The sequence below is a fragment of the Rhizobium aouanii genome, assembly GCF_037002925.1.
GTDB classification, from domain to species: Bacteria; Pseudomonadota; Alphaproteobacteria; order Rhizobiales; family Rhizobiaceae; genus Rhizobium; species Rhizobium aouanii.
In genome coordinates, this window is record NZ_JBAMYD010000012.1 from 136,574 (window position 1) to 154,395 (window position 17,822).

Genomic DNA, 17,822 nt, shown 5'->3' on the forward strand with positions numbered 1-17,822 from the left:
AGCTTGGCCTTGTCCCGGAGGATTTTCAAGGTCATGGCGAGCGACAGGATGGACGGCAAGACGAAAGGCGACGACCCGCGTTTCGAGATCCTGATCGTCGGCATGAACGGCGACCTGCGTGGCAAGCAGCTTCCGCCCGATGCCGAAGACAAGGTCTGGGCCGGTGACATCCGCCTTCCGACCTCGACGCAATCGCTCGACATCTGGGGCGACGATAATGACGACATCACCGGCCTGTCGCTGACGATCGGCGATCCTGACGGCAAGGTCATCCCCGACCGGCGCAGCTTGGCGCCGATGCCCTGGGCGCCCGAGGGTTCGATGCAGGTGCTCGCCACCATGCATGAATTCGACGGCAGCCCGAGCTTCATGGATCCGCGCGCCATCCTCGCTTCAGTGCTGGAGCGCTATGCGGCGCGCGGACTGACGCCCGTCGTCGCCACCGAGCTGGAATTCTACGTGATGTCGGGAGACTGGCGCGAGACCGGGCGCCCCTGCCCGCCCGAGAGCCTCACCTATCGCGGCGAACCGAACGGTTTCCAGCTCTACGACATGAGCGCCGTCGATGCGCTCGATGGCTATTTGCAGACGCTGAGGGCCTATGCGAAGGCGCAGAACCTGCCGGCGGATGCGACGACGGCGGAATTCGGTCCGGGCCAGTTCGAGGTCAACCTGCTGCACCGCGCGGATGCGCTGGCAGCCGCCGACGATTGCCTCTATCTCAAGCGCATCGCCGAACAGGCGGCGCGCCGGCACGGGCTGAAATCGACCTGCATGGCCAAACCCTATTCCGAACATGCCGGCTCCGGCCTGCATGTGCATGCGAGCATCATCGACGAGCAAGGCCGCAACATCCTCGATGCCAAGGGCGGTGAACCGAAGATGCTCAAATCGGTGATATCAGGCCTGCTCGACACCATGCGCGCAGCGCAGCTGATCTTCGCCCCCTTCGCCAATTCCTACCGCCGCTTCCAGCCGGGCTCGTTTGCGCCTGTGGATCTGACCTGGGGCAGCGGCCATCGCGGCACGGCGATCCGCATCCCCGACAAGGATGGTCCGGCCGCACGCATCGAACACCGCGTCGCCGGCGCCGACGCCAATCCCTATCTGCTGCTGGCAGCGATCCTCGGCGGCATGCTCACCGGTCTCGACGGTGAACTCGATCCCGGTGAGGAGACGACGCCCTCGCACATACCTGCGAATACGAGGCGGCTCACGCATGATTTCCTGAGCGCCGTCGACACCTTCCGCACCTCGCCCTTCATCGCCGATATCTTCGGTGCGCGTTATCAGGCGCTCTACGGCGACACCAAGCGCAAGGAAGCGCTTGCGCATCTGCGCACCGTCTCGGATTTCGACTACCGCACTTATCTGCCGCGGCTCTGAAATTACGAGGGCACCGACCTACGCAGCGGGCCGACTTACGCAGCGGGCTCGCGGCGTTCGTCAGCATTCACTTGAGCGGCGAGACCCTGCTTGACAAGAACCTTCAATTCGCCCGGATGCAGCCGGATCAAGACGTCGCGTTCGAGCGGCAGCAACTCGCCGTCCATGACACAGTTGGCCTTGGAGCGCAGTTTCGGGAAATGCAGGTGCACTTCGGCCGGGTGCATCACCATGACATCGGCATTCTCCCGGACCTTGCCGCGCAGCATGTCGATGGCGAGACGGGCCACACCGAGGGGTTTCAGCGGATTTGCCGTGTAGAAGCCGAGCTCGCCGCTTCTCAAATTATCGGCGTAGAGCAGCGCGTTCTCGCCGAAGGGATTGTTGGAGACCGATATCGCCGACACCCTGCGGCGCTCGCGCATGCCGATCGCCTCGAACTCGACCTCGAATTCCGGCGGGTTGAAGATGACGCCTAAAGCCGCCTTGGTGCTCGCCCGCATCTTGCCCAGTCGGGAACGATAGCTGTAAGCGTTGCGGTAGCGCACCATGCGGGCATGAAGGCCGGCGGAAAACTGGTGGATGAAGGGCCGGCCGTTGGCGCTGGCGATATCGACATTGTCGACCTCGCCGGAGGCAAGCACATCGAGCGCCTGCCAGATATCGAGTGGCACACGCAGCGAGCGGGCAAAGAGGTTCATCGTGCCGGCGGGCACGACGCCGAGCGCAATTCCGTTTTTCCAGGCAATCGATGCCGCTGCCGAAATCGTGCCGTCGCCGCCGCCGGCGACGATGCCGTCGATATCATCGCGCTTGGCCGCCCTCTCCATGGCGGGAACGATTTCCTTTCCTGAGAAGACGATGGCGTCGAAATCGTGCCCCGCTTCGCGGAAAGCCGTCTCCGCCCTTTTTTCATAGGCCAGCATGTCGGTGGTCTTGAAGGTCCCGCCGTCGCGATTGAAAAAGCCTACAAGCTTCATAAGAGCTCCCGTCCCTGGCGCGGAAATGCTCCTGCCTTGCCCCTGAGATGGTTGCGGTATCGCCGATTTCAAGCGCAACCTTCTTTCCTGACAAAGGGCAGAAATGCAAAAATTGCAACAGACGTATGCACATAGCAGGACGCTGCACTGCAAAAAATGCACTCGACGGCGGCCGAGAGGTCACGGATAGATGGCGTACCGGAGACGTACTCTCCACCTCCCGCCATTTCAACGATCGGTCCGCGGTCGCGCCTGCGCCAAGGCCATTGCAGAGCAGAAAACCGCCTCGAGGAGCTCTCGTGAGTGAGATCGCCGTCAATGTTTCCATCGATACCCCGGACGAAGAGCTGCCGTCGGCAACGACCGTAGCGCTGGTTCAGCTGGCGCTTGCCTGCGGCGGCTTCGGCATCGGCACCGGCGAATTCGCAATCATGGGATTGCTGCCCAATGTCGCCGAGACCTTCTCGGTCACGACACCGCAGGCCGGCTACGTCATCAGCGCCTATGCGCTCGGCGTCGTCGTCGGCGCACCTGTCATTGCGGTACTCGCCGCGAAGATGGCGCGGCGCACGCTGCTTTTGACGCTGATGCTGATCTTTGCCGCCGGCAATATATCGAGCGCCATGGCGCCGACCTTCGAAAGCTTCACGCTGCTGCGCTTCGTCAGCGGCCTGCCGCATGGCGCCTATTTCGGCGTCGCGGCCCTTGTCGCCGCCTCGATGGTGCCGGCGCATCGCCGCGCCCGTGCCGTTGGCCGCGTCATGCTCGGCCTGACCGTTGCGACACTTCTCGGCACGCCGTTGACGACCTTCTTCGGCCAGTCGCTCGACTGGCAGGTGGCGTTTTTCTCGGTCGGCGTGCTCGGCCTGCTGACGGTGGCGCTGATCTGGTTCTACGTTCCGAAGGACAGGGTTTCCGCGGAAGCGGGCTTCCTGCGCGAACTCGGCGCATTCCGCCGGCCGCAGGTGTGGCTGACGCTCGGCATCGCCGCTGTCGGTTACGGCGGCATGTTCGCGATGTTCAGCTATATCGCCTCGACGACGACTGAGGTGGCGATGCTGCCGGAAACGGCCGTTCCGATCATGCTGGTCCTCTTCGGTGTCGGCATGAATGCGGGCAATTTCATCGGCTCGTGGCTCGCCGACAAATCGCTGCTCGGCACGATCGGCGGGTCGCTGATCTATAATATCGTCGTGCTGACCACCTTCTCGCTGACCGCCGCCAATCCCTATTTGCTCGGCCTCTCCGTCTTCCTCGTCGGCTGCGGCTTTGCCGCCGGCCCGGCGCTGCAGACGCGGCTGATGGATGTCGCCGCCGACGCGCAGACGCTTGCGGCCGCGTCCAACCATTCCGCCTTTAACATCGCCAATGCGATCGGCGCCTGGCTCGGCGGCCTCGTCATCGCCGGGGGTTACGGTTTTGCGGCGACCGGTTATGTCGGCGCAGCACTATCCTTCCTCGGCCTGTTCGTCTTTGCAGCCTCGCTACGCCTCGAGCGCCGCGACCGGAGCGCGCAGGCCGTCTGAGGCCAGGCGCAGTTCGCGGCCTTCCGGACTGCAGAAGACATAATCGTCACCCCAGGCGGCCAATGCCTGGATGACGGGCTTCAGCGTCATGCCGAGCGGCGTCATTGCATATTCGACCCTCGGCGGCACAACCGGATAGACGGTGCGTGATACCAGGCCGGACTCTTCCAGTTCACGCAGCTGCTTGGTCAGCATGCGCTGGGTCACAGCCGGCAGCTTACGCCGCAATTCGTTGAAGCGCAGAGTTCCTTGCATCAGGTGAAAGAGGATCACGCCCTTCCACTTCCCGTCGAGGTAAGTCAGCGTCGCTTCGACCGGGCAGCCGGGGAAATTCTGGACGAGCTTGGCGCGTGGCAATGACATTTTACGGTATCCTTTTGGGTACTACGTACAGAATTTGTGCATTCTTGCGTTGTCAGAACTTAGTGCGCATCTACCTTCCGTGCAACGAACACAGGAGTTTCCCATGCGCGCCGTCGCCTATAAAACGCCACAACCGATCTCCGCCGAAACCTCGCTGATCGATGTCGAGCTGCCGATGCCGGAGGCTGGGGGACACGATCTGCTCGTCGAAATCAAAGCCGTTTCGGTCAATCCCGTCGACGTGAAGGTGCGCGCCCATTCCGCGCCGCCCGCGGACGAACTCAAGGTGCTCGGCTGGGATGCCGCCGGCATCGTCAAGGCCATCGGCGCCGATGTCACTCTGTTCAGGCCGGGCGACGAGGTGTTCTACTCCGGGGTCATCAGCCGCCCGGGCAGCAATGCCGAATTCCATCTCGTCGACGAGCGCATCGTCGGCACCAAACCGAAGAGCCTCGATTTCGCTGCCGCGGCCGCCCTGCCGCTGACCTCGATTACGGCCTACGAGGCACTGTTCGACCGGCTGAAGGTGCAGGACGCGGTTTCGGGAGGGGCACGCTCCATCCTGGTCATCGGCGGCGCCGGCGGCGTCGGCTCGATCGCCATTCAGATCGCCCGGGCCTTGACCGACCTGACGGTGATCGCCACGGCCTCGCGGCCGGAAACGCAGGACTGGGTGAAGGAACTCGGCGCGCATCATGTCGTCGACCATTCCAAGCCGATCGCGCCGCAGGTGGCAGCGCTCGGCATCGGCGCGCCCGGATTCATATTCTCGACCACCAATACCGACAGCCATATCGGCGACATCGTCGAAGCGATCGCGCCGCAGGGCCGCTTCGCTTTGATCGACGATCCGAAGACGCTCGACATCATGCCCTTCAAGCGCAAGGCCGTCTCGGTTCATTGGGAGCTGATGTTCACCCGCCCGCTCTACGGCACACCTGACATGATCGAGCAGCACAAGCTGCTGAACAGGGTCTCCGAGCTCGTCGATGCCGGGAAGATCCGCACGACGCTTTCAGAAATCGTCGGGCCAATCAATGCGGCGAACCTCAAGTCGGCGCATGCCATGGTCGAAAGCGGCAGGATGAAGGGCAAGGCGGTGCTTGCGGGATTCTGAGACCGCTTCGGGCCAGCAAGGCTACAAACCATACCCGTCTAGAATGCCGCATCGCGGGTGCGGCATTCTGGCGTTAAGCATTTATCCCGCTTGATTTTTTCCGCGTCCGGGACCACGTAGCATTCACGTGGATGACGCTCGTCAGCCACGGATTTCAACGGAGCCATCATAACGATGCCAAGCGACAGTAGCAGTCGATTGCCTTTGCCGTACGCGGCCCTCGTGCGCTGACCGACTCCTGTCGGCTCGCCCGATCGGACGCTACGGCGGATCGACGGAAAGGCGAGCCTCAAATGAATATCAATCGCTTCCCTCTTCGGGCAGGCCATGCCGCCCGTGCCTTCATCAACAACAGCCGCGGCGCAACGATCGCCGAACGCGTCGAAGCGTTGAATGCGCTGAGCGTCCAGGACGCCGGGCGGGTGCTGACCGGCATGCCGCTCGACTATGCGGTCAACATTCTCGACCGGCCGGAGCTTCGCAACGCCACACAGATTCTTGCGCTGATCAGCGCCGAGGACGCCGCACGGCTGCTGCACGGCATGTCGAACGACCGCGTCGCCGACGTGCTGCTCGAACTCGACGGCGAGACCCGCTCCCGGCTGTTCTCCAGCCTCGACGAACCGGTGCGCATCGCCATCCAGCACCTGATGGGCTATCCGCCGCGCACGGCCGGCGGGATCATGACGACGGAGTTCGTCAGCGTGCCTGACAGCTGGACCGTCGCCCGCACACTCGACCATGTGCGCCAGGTCGAACGCTCGCGCGAGACCGTCTACGCCATCTATGTGCTGGACGAGGTCAGCCATGCGCTGCTGCATGTGGTGACGCTGCGTCGCCTCATCACCGGCGAGCCGGAGGCTTCGATCCTCTCGGTGGCACAGAAGGGCGTGCCGGTTTCGGCCGATCCGCTGATGAAGCAGGAGGATGTCGCCCGGCTGATCCGTAAGCACGACCTGCTCGCCCTGCCCGTCACCGACGAACAGGGGCAGATACTCGGCATCGTCACCGTCGACGACGTGATCGACACGATGATCTCAGACACGACGGAAGCGGCCCAGAGGTTCGGCGGCATGGAGGCGCTCGGCCAGCCCTACATGAAGATCAGCTTCGCCGGCATGATCCGCAAGCGCGCCGGCTGGCTCGCAGCCCTGTTCCTCGGCGAGATGCTGACGGCAAGCGCCATGCAGCATTTCGAAGGCGAGCTGGAAAAGGCCGTGGTGCTGACGCTGTTCATCCCGCTGATCATGAGCTCGGGCGGCAATTCCGGTTCGCAGGCGACGTCGCTGATCATCCGGGCGCTGGCGCTCGGCGAGCTGAAGCTTTCGGACTGGTGGAAGGTGCTTTTGCGCGAACTGCCGACCGGCATCGTGCTCGGCGCGATCCTCGGCCTCGTCGGCTTCATCCGCATCGTCTTCTGGCAGTCGGCCGGGCTCTACGATTACGGCCCGCACTGGCAGATGGTCGCCGTCACGGTGTTTGCCGCCCTGATCGGGATCGTCACCTTCGGTTCGATCTGCGGTTCGATGCTGCCCTTCGTGCTGCAGAAGCTCCGGCTCGATCCGGCCAGCGCCTCGGCCCCCTTCGTCGCCACGCTGGTCGACGTCACCGGGCTCGTCATCTACTTCTCGGTGGCGCTGCTCATCCTCAGCGGGACGCTGCTCTAACCCGCAAGCAGGCCCGAGGGGAATTATTTTCCCTCGGGCAACTTCAACGGCCCGTGCGTCTTGATGCTGCGGATGGCGAAGTTCGAGCGGATGTCGCTGACATTCGGCAGGGTCAACAGCGTTTCGGTCAGAAGCCGTTCATAGGCGGCGAGATCTTCCACCACCACTTCGGCGAGGAAATCGGCGGTACCCGAAATCAGGAAGCAGGAGACGATCTCGGGGATCGCAAGCAGCGCCTTCTGCTGCGCCTCGGAATTCTCGCGGCTGTGATGGACGACCTTGAATTCGACGAAGACGGTGAGGCCGAGACCAACCTCCTTGCGGTCGATATCCGCGGTGTAACCACGGATGATGCCGGACCGTTCGAGATTGCGGATGCGGCGCAGGCAGGGCGACGGCGAAAGGTTCACCTTCTCGGCGATCTCGACATTGGTGGCGCGCGCATCCTCCTGCAGGCACTTCAGGATGGCGATATCGAATTTATCGAGATTTGGCATTTCTGCGATCCCAGTTGGCACTAATTGGCAGAAGATTGCGCATAGCATCATTTAAGAGCCATAGATAGCAAGGACATGCCTCGGCCTGTGGCGCTAATCTTTTCTTCAACCGGACAAGCTCCGGATGGAAGAAAGGATTGAGACGATGACCACCATTGCATTTACAAACGACAAGTCGCCGTCGCAGGTGCTGGGTTATGCGGGCGGCACTATTACCGTGCTGATCTGGGCGACATGGTTTCTCGTCACCCGCCACAGCGCCGCAACGCCGCTCGGCTCGATCGATATTGGGCTGATCCGCTTCGGAATTCCGGCGCTGGTGCTTTCGCCCGTCTGGCTGAAGACGGGGCTGCTGCCGAAGGCCCTGCCGCTTCACCTGCTGGCGATCATGGTGTCCGGTTCCGGCGCCGTCTTCTTCCTGCTGACGACGCTGGCAATCCACTCCACGCCGGCCGCCTCTTCGGGGATTCTGCTTGGCGGCTCGATGCCGCTCGCCGCGGCGCTGATCGGCATTGTGCTGTTTCGCGAAAGACCTGACGGCACCCGCATCGCCGGGCTCGTTGCGATCGTCGCCGGCGTGCTGATCCTGCTCACACGCAGCCTTGCCGACGCCTCGCTGCCATGGACGAGCTTCGTGCTGCTGCCGGCCGGCGCTATGCTCTGGGCAAGCTACACGCATGCCTTCCGCCGTTCCGGTCTGACCGCCGTAGAGGCAAGCGCCCTGATCGCCGTCTGGTCCTTCCTGATCATGGGTGCGCTTGCCCTCATCTTCGGCGCCTCGCTGCCACAGGCTACTCTCCCGGAGATCGGCCTGCAGGTGCTGAGCCAAGGCGTTCTTTCCGGCCTGGTCGCCATGGTCGCCTACGGCACCGCCGTCAGAACACTCGGCGGAACACAGGCCGCCGCCTTTACGGCGCTGACGCCGGTGCTCGCGACGCTCGGCGGCGGCTTGCTGCTTGGCGAAGCGATCGGCATGACGGAAATCAGCGCCGCCGTGATCACCGGCATCGGCGTGGCGCTTTCGACAGGTATCGCCACGCCGCGCCGCTGAAATCCAACAGCAGCAGCAGATGGAAAGCCGCCTGCAGCCATCGCTGCGGCGGCCTTTTCAATGGAGAGGGCATCGTTACCCAGCTTGGGGCGGCCACCTCAGGCCTGGATGACGACGACCCTGGCGCCGACTTCGACGCGGCTATAGAGGTCGATCACGTCGTGGTTCATCATGCGGATACAGCCGCTCGACATGGCAAGACCGATCGATTGCGGCTGGTTGGTGCCATGAATGCGGAAATGCGTGTCGCCGCCGCCGCGGTAAAGATACATCGCCCGCGCACCGAGCGGGTTGTTCGGGCCGCCCGGCATGCCGCCGGCGAGCTTGCGATAGCGCTCTTCGCGGCGCTGCATGTTTTCGGTGGGTGTCCAGCTCGGCCACTCCGACTTGCGGCCGATATAGGCGTTGCCGGCAAAGGCCAGCCCCTCGCGGCCGACACCGACGCCATAACGCATCGCCCTGCCGCCGCCGAGAACGTAATAGGCGCGGCGGGCGGGTGTGTCGACGATCACGGTGCCGGCGGCATGCGTGGTTTCGTAGGCCACTTCTTGGCGGCGGAGCTCCGGCTTGATCTTGTCGATCGGCACCTGCTTCAACGGGAATTTTTCATCCGGAAGTGCGGCATAATTCGTCTGGCTGTTCAGACCGGTCGAAGAGCAGCCGGCCACGAAAAGCGGCAGAGCGATCAGAAAGCCCCGGCGGGAGATCGTCATGAATGTGTCCTTAGTGCGTCAACTTGATGTCGCAAGCTAAGGAAATTATGGTTAACGAACGGCTAACAGCCTCCGGCAGAAGGCGGTCACGAAGGCGTCAGCACGCAAGAATTGTCGCGGTGGGGATAATCCGCATCACATATTCGGATAGACCGGCCCCTCGCCGCCCTGCGGCGGCACCCAGTTGATGTTCTGGTTGGGATCCTTGATGTCGCAGGTCTTGCAGTGCACGCAGTTCTGGGCATTGATGACGAAGACCTCTTCGCCGTCCTTCTCCACCCATTCGTAGACGCCGGCCGGACAGTAACGCGTCGACGGGCCGGCATAGATATCGTGCTCGGAACGCTTCTGCAGCGCCATGTCCTTGACCTGCAGATGCACCGGCTGGTCCTCCTCGTGATTGGTGTTCGACAGGAACACCGAGGAGAGCCGGTCGAAGGTCAGGACGCCATCCGGCTTCGGATAGGCGATCGGCTTGTGCTGCGACGCCGGCTCCAGGCTCTCAGCATCCGTCTTGCCATGCTTCAGCGTGCCGAAGACCGAGAAGCCGAAGAGCTGGTTCGTCCACATGTCGAGACCGCCAAGGGTAACGCCCAGCCCCGTGCCCAGCTTCGACCAGAGCGGCTTGACGTTGCGCACCCGCTTCAAATCCTTGCCGATGTCGCCCTTGCGCCATTCATTCTCGATCTCGGCCACCTCGTCATGGCTGCGGCCGGTTTCGATCGCGGCGGCGATCTTCTCGGCCGCCAGCATGCCCGACAGCACCGCATTGTGGCTGCCCTTGATGCGCGGCACGTTGACGAGACCGGCCGAACAGCCGATCAGCGCCCCGCCGGGGAAGGAAAGCTTCGGCACCGACTGGTAGCCGCCCTCGGTGATGGCACGCGCCCCATAGGACAGGCGCTTGCCGCCCTCGAAGGTGGTGCGGATGGCCGGATGGGTCTTGAAGCGCTGGAATTCCTCGAAGGGATAGAGATAGGGGTTCTTGTAATTGAGGTGGACGACGAAGCCGACGGCAACCAGATTGTCTTCCAGGTGATAGAGGAACGAGCCGCCGCCGGTCTTCATGCCGAGCGGCCAGCCGAAGGAGTGCTGTACCAGGCCCGGCCTGTGGTTTTCCGGTTTGACCTGCCAGAGTTCCTTGAGGCCGATGCCGAATTTCTGCGGTTCGCGGTCTTTTTGCAGATCGAACTTGGCGATCAGCTGCTTGGCGAGCGAGCCACGCACACCCTCACCGATCAGCACGTATTTGCCGAGCAGTTCCATGCCGCGGGTATAGTTCGGGCCGGGTTCGCCGTTCTTCTCGATACCCATGTCGCCGGTGGCGACACCGACGACCGCACCTTCGTCATTGTAGAGCACTTCGGTTGCGGCAAAACCCGGATAGATCTCGACACCGAGTTCTTCGGCCTTGGTCGCCAGCCAGCGACAGACGTTTCCGAGCGAGACGATGTAGTTGCCGTGATTGTTCATCAATGGCGGCATCAGGAAGTTCGGCAGGCGAACAGAGCCGGCGGGGCCGAGCAGCAGGAAGTGATCGGCCGTGACCCTGGTCTTGAACGGATGATCGGCCTCGTCGCGCCAGCCGGGCAGCAGCCGGTCGATGCCGACCGGATCGACCACGGCGCCCGAGAGGATATGCGCGCCGACTTCCGCGCCCTTCTCCAGCACGACGACCGACAGTTCCGGATTGACCTGCTTCAGCCGGATCGCCGCCGACAGACCAGCCGGACCGGCGCCGACGATCACAACGTCGAATTCCATGCTCTCGCGTTCGGGCAGCTCAGTCGTCTCGGTCATTCACTCGTCTCCGCTTGGCGGCACGCGGCCGTCATCCCGTCATGGCACTTTCTTGTCAAAACGAGAAAGCATTGTCGAGCCGGGATACGACAGCCAATCTTCCAATTCGCACAATGATGAGGCCTCGTGGAAAAGAATTACATAACGCTTACGTTAACGTCAATTATCAAACACTGCCGAACCGGTTACATGCCCTTTCCTTTTCCGCCGCTTGCGCCTTATACATCGCTCAAAGCTATCGGAGGACAATCATGGATCTCGGCATCAAGGGCAAACGGGCACTCGTCCTCGCCTCCTCGCGCGGCCTTGGCCTCGGCATCGCCGTGGCACTGGCGCGGGAGGGCGCAAACGTGCTGCTCTGCGGGCGCAGCGGCGAACAGCTGGAGGCCAATTGCAAGGCGATCAATGGCGAAGGTAAAGGCCGGGGCGACTGGATCTGGGCCGACCTCGGGGACGAACGCTTCGTCGAGATGACGACAACGGCGGTGAAGGAAAAGTTCGGTGGGCTCGATATCCTCGTCAACAATACCGGCGGACCGACGCCCGGCACGACGGAAGACATGACGGGCGAAAAGCTCGAAAGCTACTTCCTCTCCATGGTCGCTCGCGTGATCACGCTCACCAATGCGCTGCTGCCCGGCATGAAGGCGCAGGGCTGGGGCCGCATCCTGACGGTCGCCTCATCCGGCGTGATCGAACCAATCGCCAATCTGGCGCTGTCGAATACGCTGCGCCCGGCCCTTGCCGGCTGGAGCAAGACGCTTGCCTCGGAAGTGGCGGGCTTCGGCGTCACCACCAACCTGCTCTTGCCGGGCAGTATCCTGACGGCACGGCTCGACGATCTCGATGGAGCTGCGGCAAAGCGGACCGGCAAGAGCCTCGAGGAGATCCGCACCGACAAGGAAGCGCGCATTCCGGTCGGCCGCTACGGCAAAGTAGAGGAATTCGCCGCAACGGCTGCCTTCCTGTGCAGCCAACCGGCAAGCTATATCACCGGCTCGCTCATCCGCTGCGACGGCGGCGCGGCACGATCCGTCTGACGGCTTAGCCGACGCGGGCCGCCGTCGCCCATGTCGCCACACTTCGGATCATCTGTTCGACGTTAGCCGGATCGTCCGCAAGTTCGGCGAGCTCGGACAGACGATGGAAACCGGTCAGGATTGCAATGCGCCGCCGGTCGAGCCTGCGTCCGGTCAGCATTTCATAGGCCGATATGATGCGGGCGGTCAGATCGGGCGAGATGAAGTTCGAGTAGATGAATTCCTGGTGCAGCGGGCCAAAGCCGGAATCGGCGAAATCGTAAATGCCGTTCAGCCTCCTTTGCGCATGGTCGAAGGCCATGTTCCAGCCATGACCGTCGAAGAAGCCGTAGATGTTGCCGTACGGATCTGGCGGCAAGGCCTCGAAATCCGCGATCATGGCCTGCGCGAAGCTCGCGATGTCAGGCGGCAGCAGCGGCAAAGCCTTGGTTCGCACGGCCTCAGGCGATTGCCATGGCTGGATCGCTCCGGCACCCGCCGACCGTATGCGATCGGCATCGAGCGCATGCAGCTCGGCGTAAAAACGCGCGAGATCATCGGCGAGGCGCTGACGATTGCCTTCGCCAAGCGCATCGTAATCTTCGGTAATGAGATGTTCGCCGTCGAGCTTGGCATGGCTGGAGAAGATCGGAGGCCCGTCGTGAATGCGCATGTCGGGAACTGCCATCGACAGCGACGGCCGAACGATGTCGAGCAAGGCGGCTTCCTTCACAAGCGCTCTTTCCGCACTTGAATGGCGGGGAAACTTGAAGATCAGCGTGTCATCGACGTCGACGGCAAGCGAATCCCAGCCCTTCGCCGCCAGCTTGAAGACGGAGGCCGTGAGTTCAGGAAATACGCTTACGATCAGAGAACGAAATTCGCTGGCATCCAACTCAGTCATAACGACCTGCCTTCTCTCGTTTTTCCGTGTTCTTCCCGCGCGATGGACGGCAATAGGGGTCGGCATCGTCACCTGGCGAACCACCCTCGCCGCCGGCGTCGGACGGCATCGGACTACACTGGTTCTATATTAGTATAATTTGAATATTACGGAATATTCATTACAAAATTTTAAGCCATTATAACCACTTAGTGATCGCATACCGGGAATTATGTCCTTTTTGCGCCGCAATATAAGCAGCTCAATCAGAGCATAAAGTTTGCAACCTTGCTCAAGACCGGTTCCCGCCCATGAAGAAATTTTGGATCACCGTCAGCTTTATCGCAATTGCCGCCATCGGCGTCTGGCAATTCGGGAATCTGGTCCCTTATGCCTCCCGAATTCCCTACCTCTCGCAGTTCATCAAGCAGCCGGCCGGCGGCAATGGCGGCGGGCAGCAGGCGCAGGTCGATCAAAGTCAGGGAGCCAGTCAGGATGGGGGGCAACATCAGGGCGGCGGGCGCAGGCGGGGCGGCGGCCCGACCGTCGTCAAAACAGTCGCAGCCGTGAAAACAACGCTGCCGATGGATGTGACGGCGACCGGCTGGGCCGATGCCGATGACAATACGACCATTGCCGCACAGGAACAGGGCCTGATCGTCAGCATCGATGCGCAGGACGGGGCGACCGTCAAAGCCGGCGAGCTGATCGCCAAGCTGGACGACCGGACGGCCAAGGCAACCGTCGACAAGGACAATGCGATGATCGTGCGCGATACGGCAACCCTTTCGGAAGCCGAGACCGCATTGACACGTGCGCAGGACCTCTTCAACCAGAAGGCCGGCACCCAGCAGAGCCTCGACCAGGCGGTCGCCGCCCGCGATACCGCCGCAGCCACGGTCGATGCCGACAAGGCGTCGCTGGCCTCCGACCAGATCCTGCTCGAGCACACCGACATCCGTGCTCCCTTCGATGGCCGGCTTGGCGATATCGCCGTCAGCAAGGGCGCGTTCCTCAGTGCCGGCGCGGCAATCGTCACCATTGCGAAATACGACCCTATCTACGTGAAGTTCCACCTGCAGGAACGCTATTTGCGGGAGCTGAAGAACGCTCTGGCGAGCGGTCCGGTCGAGGTCAGCACCGCTCCGAATTCCAGCAAGGGGCAAGTCCGAAAGGGCGAGATCAGCTTCTACGACAACACAGTCGACACGGCCTCGGGCACGATCCTCGCCAAGGCGAAATTCGAGAATGCCTCCGGCGCGCTCTGGCCCGGCCAGTCGGTCAATATCGTCGTGCATTTCAACAATGATGAACAGCAGGTGGTCGTGCCGACGGTCGCCGTCAGCCCAGGCCCGGAGGGTTTCTTCGCCTTCGTCGCCAAGGATGGCAAATCGCATCTGACGGCCGTCACCGTTGCCCGCGCCAACGGCGGCTTCACCGCCATCGCCTCGGGCCTTTCGGAGGGCGACCATGTTGTCGTCGAGGGACAGGGCCAGCTCAGCGACCAGCAGGCGATCAACGAGCAGTTCGACGAAAAGGCGCTTGATGTCGCCTCGGCCGAAGCGCCTCGGCAACAGCAGCCGTCCGAGACGATCGCGGTGGGAGCGCAGCAATGATCCCGAATTTCTGTATCCAGCGCCCCGTCGCGACGACGCTGCTTGCCATCGGCGTCATTCTGGCCGGTCTTGCCGGCTATAGGCTCGTGCCGGTCGCCGCCCTGCCGCAGGTCGATTTTCCGACGATCAACGTTTCGGCGCAATTGAGCGGCGCTTCGCCGCAGACGATGGCGACCTCGGTTGCTACGCCGCTGATCAAGGAGTTCGAAACCATTCCCGGGATCAGCGAAATCAGCGCCTCGAGTTCGCTCGGCAGCACCAGCATCGTGCTGCAATTCGACCTCAACCGCGACATCGACGCGGCCGCTGCCGACGTGCAGGCGGCGATCTCGCATGCGACCCGGCAGCTGCCCGACAATCTGACGACACCGCCGAGCTACCGCAAGACCAACCCGGCCGATGCGCCTGTGATGCTGCTCTCCGTGCAGAGCAACACCATGCCGCGCAGCAAGCTTGACGACATCGCCGAGAACATCATCTCGCCGTCGCTTTCAACGCTTCCCGGCGTTGCCCAGGTCAGCGTCTATGGTGCGCAGACCTATGCCGTGCGCGTCGAGGTCGATCCCAACAAGCTGCTCACCCGCGGCATCGGCATCGACACCGTCAACAAGGCGCTTGCTGCCGCCAACAGCCAGCAGCCTGTGGGAACACTGCAGAACAATTCGCAGAGCATGACCATCACCGCGAATACGCAGCGCACCAGCGCCGAGCAGTTCCGTTCGCTGGTCATTGCCAATCCGAACGGTGCACCGATCCACCTTGGCGATATTGCCGACGTGCAGGACAGCGTCCAGAACCAATATACCGGCAGCTGGTATGACGGCCAGCGCGGCATCATCCTCGCCATCCAGCGCCAGCCTGATGCCAATACGGTCGATGTCGTCGATGCGATCAACGCCAAGCTGCCGCAGCTTCACGCGGAAATCCCGCCTTCGGTCAACACGGTCGTCATGAACGATGCCGCAAAGCCGATTCGCGATGCCATTGCCGACGTGAAGTTCACGCTGCTCCTGACGATCGGGCTCGTCGTTCTGGTCATCTACCTCTTTACCGGCCATGCCGCGGCAACGATCATTCCCGGGCTTGCCGTTCCGCTGTCGCTGATCTCGACCTTCGGTATGATGTATGTGCTGGGCTACAGCATCGACAACATCTCGCTGCTCGGGCTGACGCTCGCGGTGGGGCTCGTGGTGGATGATGCCATCGTCATGCTCGAAAACATCCTGCGCCATGTCGAGGAAGGCATGCCGGTGCGGGAAGCGGCGATCAAGGGTGCGGGCGAAGTCAGCTACACCATCATTTCCATGTCGGTTTCGTTGATCGCGGTCTTCATCCCGATCCTGCTGATGGGCGGCGTTGTCGGCCGGGTGTTCAACGAATTCGGCATGGTGGTTGCGATTGCGATCATCTCTTCGGCAATCGTCTCGCTGACCGTGACTCCGATGCTCGCCTCGCGTCTGTCCAGCCACCAGAGCCGCCCGCCGCTCATCATCCGCATCTTCGATGCCGGCTTCGAACGGACGCTGCGCGGCTATGACAGGGCGGTCGGCTGGTGCCTCCAACATCGCGTCATAATCCTCGGCGTTTTCCTCGGCTCGGTGGCGCTGACGATCTATTTCTTCATGACGCTGCCGACGAGCTTCTTTCCGCAGGAGGATATCGGCCGCCTGACGATCAGCACGCAGGCGCGGCAGGACATTTCCTATTCGGCCATGGAGGCGCTGCAGCAGCAGGCGGCAGCCGCCGTCAAGGCGAACCCGGCGGTCAACCACGTGATGTCGACGATCGGCGGCAATCCCAACAAGCCACAGAACAACGGCTCGATGTTCGTCGAACTCAAGGATAAGGACCAGCGCCCGGCGCTTGACCAGACGCTGCGCGAGCTGCGCACGGCGATCAACAAGATTCCCGGCATTCAGGCCTTCGTGACGCCGAACCAGAGCCTGCGCTTCGGCGGCCGCCAGACCGCCAGCCAGTATCAGCTGGTGGTGCAGGCGCTGAGTGCCGACCAGACCAACCTCTGGGCCGGCAAGATCCAGGCGGCGATGCGCAAGGATCGCCTGTTCACCGATGTGACGTCGGACGCCCAGAACAATGCCCTGCAGGCCAATATCGTCATCGATACGGAGCGGGCGGCCGCCTACGGGATCGACAACGATACCCTGCGCACGACGCTGCAGGAATCCTTCAGCGGATTTGCAGCCGCGGAAATCCAGTCGACGGGCGACAGCTACGACGTCATCGTCGAATACGACACCAGCAAACCGTGGGACGACCAGAAGCTCTCGGAAATCCGAGTCGCATCGGCCAATGGCAGCCTGGTGCCGCTTTCGAACTTCGCGCATGTCGAGCGCACTGTCGGCCCTGTGACCATCAACCAGACGGGTCAGCTCGTCTCGACCACCGTTTCCTTCAACCTGCCGGAAGGCGTCTCGCTCAGCGATGCGACGGCGGCAATCGACCAGATCAAGAAGGAGATCAGCGTGCCGACCGATGTCTTCACCTCCTATGGCGGTACGGCGGAGATCTTCCAGCAGTCGCAGGGCAATACGCCCTATCTGATCCTGGCGGCGGTGCTGACCATCTATGTCGTGCTCGGCGTACTCTATGAAAGCTTCATCCATCCGCTCACCATTCTATCCGGGCTGCCGGCCGCGGCCTTCGGCGCGCTGCTTGCCTTGAAGATCATGGGCTTCGACCTTTCGATCATCGCCCTTATCGGCCTGCTGATGCTGATCGGCATCGTCAAGAAAAACGCGATCATGATGATCGACGTGGCGGTGGAGACGATGCGCACGACCGGCGAAAAGGCGACGGCGGCGATCCACGAGGCCTGCGTGCGGCGCTTCCGGCCGATCATGATGACGACCTTCTGCGCCCTGCTCGGGGCTCTGCCGATCGCGCTCGGCACCGGCGCAAGTTCGGAACTGCGCCAGCCGCTCGGCATCGCCGTCGTCGGTGGCCTGATCGTGTCGCAAATGCTGACGCTCTTCATCACCCCGGTCATCTTCGTCGAGATGGACCGCTTCGGAAACTTCCTCGGCCGCCTGATCGGCCAGAAGAAGGCCGAGGAGCCGGAGCTGGAAGAGGCAAGGGCGATGGCCGCCGAATGAGGGCGTCGGCCGCGGGATGCCGATCAGCCTCGCGACTCGCAGCATTTCTGCGCGGCATAGGAGCCTTCAATCCTCTTGAATGTGTCACGCC

Annotated in this window: 14 protein-coding genes; 8 read left to right on the forward strand and 6 right to left on the reverse strand. The window is 62.5% G+C overall.

Annotation, left to right across the window (positions count from 1 at the left end; all coding sequences use genetic code 11):
* The first annotated feature begins 33 nt into the window (after window positions 1–33).
* Window positions 34–1,386, forward strand: coding sequence for a glutamine synthetase family protein (locus V8P77_RS21430; RefSeq protein WP_335914153.1), 1,353 nt, complete (start codon window positions 34–36; stop codon window positions 1,384–1,386).
* Window positions 1,387–1,421: 35 nt separating this feature from the next.
* Here the strand turns inward: V8P77_RS21430 and V8P77_RS21435 are convergent, their stop codons facing one another.
* Window positions 1,422–2,366 (reverse strand): diacylglycerol/lipid kinase family protein, encoded by a 945-nt coding sequence (locus V8P77_RS21435; protein WP_335914154.1) that lies wholly within the window; start codon window positions 2,364–2,366, stop codon window positions 1,422–1,424.
* Between the two features lie 299 nt (window positions 2,367–2,665).
* On the opposite strand from V8P77_RS21435, the gene V8P77_RS21440 reads away from it, so the two are divergent.
* Complete coding sequence (locus tag V8P77_RS21440) at window positions 2,666–3,892, forward strand: MFS transporter (protein WP_335914155.1); 1,227 nt, start codon at window positions 2,666–2,668, stop codon at window positions 3,890–3,892.
* On the opposite strand, the gene V8P77_RS21445 is transcribed toward V8P77_RS21440, so the two are convergent.
* The gene (locus tag V8P77_RS21445; protein WP_020049265.1) at window positions 3,851–4,255 is read right to left on the reverse strand and encodes a winged helix-turn-helix transcriptional regulator; all 405 of its coding nucleotides are present in this window, start codon (window positions 4,253–4,255) and stop codon (window positions 3,851–3,853) included. The two genes, V8P77_RS21440 and V8P77_RS21445, sit on opposite strands and share 42 nt — an antisense overlap.
* A 103-nt stretch (window positions 4,256–4,358) precedes the next feature.
* On the opposite strand from V8P77_RS21445, the gene V8P77_RS21450 reads away from it, so the two are divergent.
* Entirely contained in the window at window positions 4,359–5,372 is a 1,014-nt protein-coding gene (locus V8P77_RS21450; RefSeq protein WP_335914156.1) for a zinc-binding alcohol dehydrogenase family protein, read from the forward strand.
* Window positions 5,373–5,665: 293 nt separating this feature from the next.
* Window positions 5,666–7,039, forward strand: coding sequence for a magnesium transporter (mgtE, locus tag V8P77_RS21455; RefSeq protein ID WP_335914157.1), 1,374 nt, complete (start codon window positions 5,666–5,668; stop codon window positions 7,037–7,039).
* A 23-nt stretch (window positions 7,040–7,062) separates the two neighbouring features.
* Here the strand turns inward: mgtE and V8P77_RS21460 are convergent, their stop codons facing one another.
* Window positions 7,063–7,584, reverse strand: coding sequence for an Lrp/AsnC family transcriptional regulator (locus tag V8P77_RS21460; RefSeq protein WP_222409260.1), 522 nt, complete (start codon window positions 7,582–7,584; stop codon window positions 7,063–7,065).
* 97 nt (window positions 7,585–7,681) lie between these two features.
* Between V8P77_RS21460 and V8P77_RS21465 the strand changes: the two genes are divergently transcribed.
* Window positions 7,682–8,587, forward strand: coding sequence for a DMT family transporter (locus V8P77_RS21465; protein WP_335914158.1), 906 nt, complete (start codon window positions 7,682–7,684; stop codon window positions 8,585–8,587).
* Window positions 8,588–8,685: 98 nt separating this feature from the next.
* Here V8P77_RS21465 and V8P77_RS21470 read toward each other — a convergent pair whose 3' ends face one another.
* Window positions 8,686–9,300, reverse strand: coding sequence for a L,D-transpeptidase (locus V8P77_RS21470; RefSeq protein WP_335914159.1), 615 nt, complete (start codon window positions 9,298–9,300; stop codon window positions 8,686–8,688).
* A gap of 135 nt (window positions 9,301–9,435) precedes the next feature.
* Window positions 9,436–11,100, reverse strand: a complete 1,665-nt coding sequence (locus tag V8P77_RS21475; RefSeq protein WP_335914160.1) for an electron transfer flavoprotein-ubiquinone oxidoreductase — start codon at window positions 11,098–11,100, stop codon at window positions 9,436–9,438.
* A 251-nt stretch (window positions 11,101–11,351) separates the two neighbouring features.
* Between V8P77_RS21475 and V8P77_RS21480 the strand changes: the two genes are divergently transcribed.
* Window positions 11,352–12,140 carry an SDR family oxidoreductase gene (locus V8P77_RS21480; RefSeq protein ID WP_335914161.1) on the forward strand — a complete coding sequence of 263 codons (789 nt, stop codon included), beginning with the start codon at window positions 11,352–11,354 and terminating at the stop codon, window positions 12,138–12,140.
* A gap of 4 nt (window positions 12,141–12,144) precedes the next feature.
* Here V8P77_RS21480 and V8P77_RS21485 read toward each other — a convergent pair whose 3' ends face one another.
* On the reverse strand, window positions 12,145–13,023 hold the full coding sequence (locus tag V8P77_RS21485) for a phosphotransferase family protein (RefSeq protein WP_335914162.1): 879 nt from the start codon (window positions 13,021–13,023) through the stop codon (window positions 12,145–12,147).
* Between the two features lie 290 nt (window positions 13,024–13,313).
* On the opposite strand from V8P77_RS21485, the gene V8P77_RS21490 reads away from it, so the two are divergent.
* Together V8P77_RS21490 and V8P77_RS21495 are read left to right on the forward strand one after the other, a co-directional pair.
* The gene (locus V8P77_RS21490; protein ID WP_335914163.1) at window positions 13,314–14,618 is read left to right on the forward strand and encodes an efflux RND transporter periplasmic adaptor subunit; all 1,305 of its coding nucleotides are present in this window, start codon (window positions 13,314–13,316) and stop codon (window positions 14,616–14,618) included.
* On the forward strand, window positions 14,615–17,731 hold the full coding sequence (locus V8P77_RS21495; RefSeq protein WP_335914164.1) for an efflux RND transporter permease subunit: 3,117 nt from the start codon (window positions 14,615–14,617) through the stop codon (window positions 17,729–17,731). The genes V8P77_RS21490 and V8P77_RS21495 overlap by 4 nt, the downstream gene beginning before the upstream one ends.
* The last annotated feature ends 91 nt before the right edge of the window (window positions 17,732–17,822 follow it).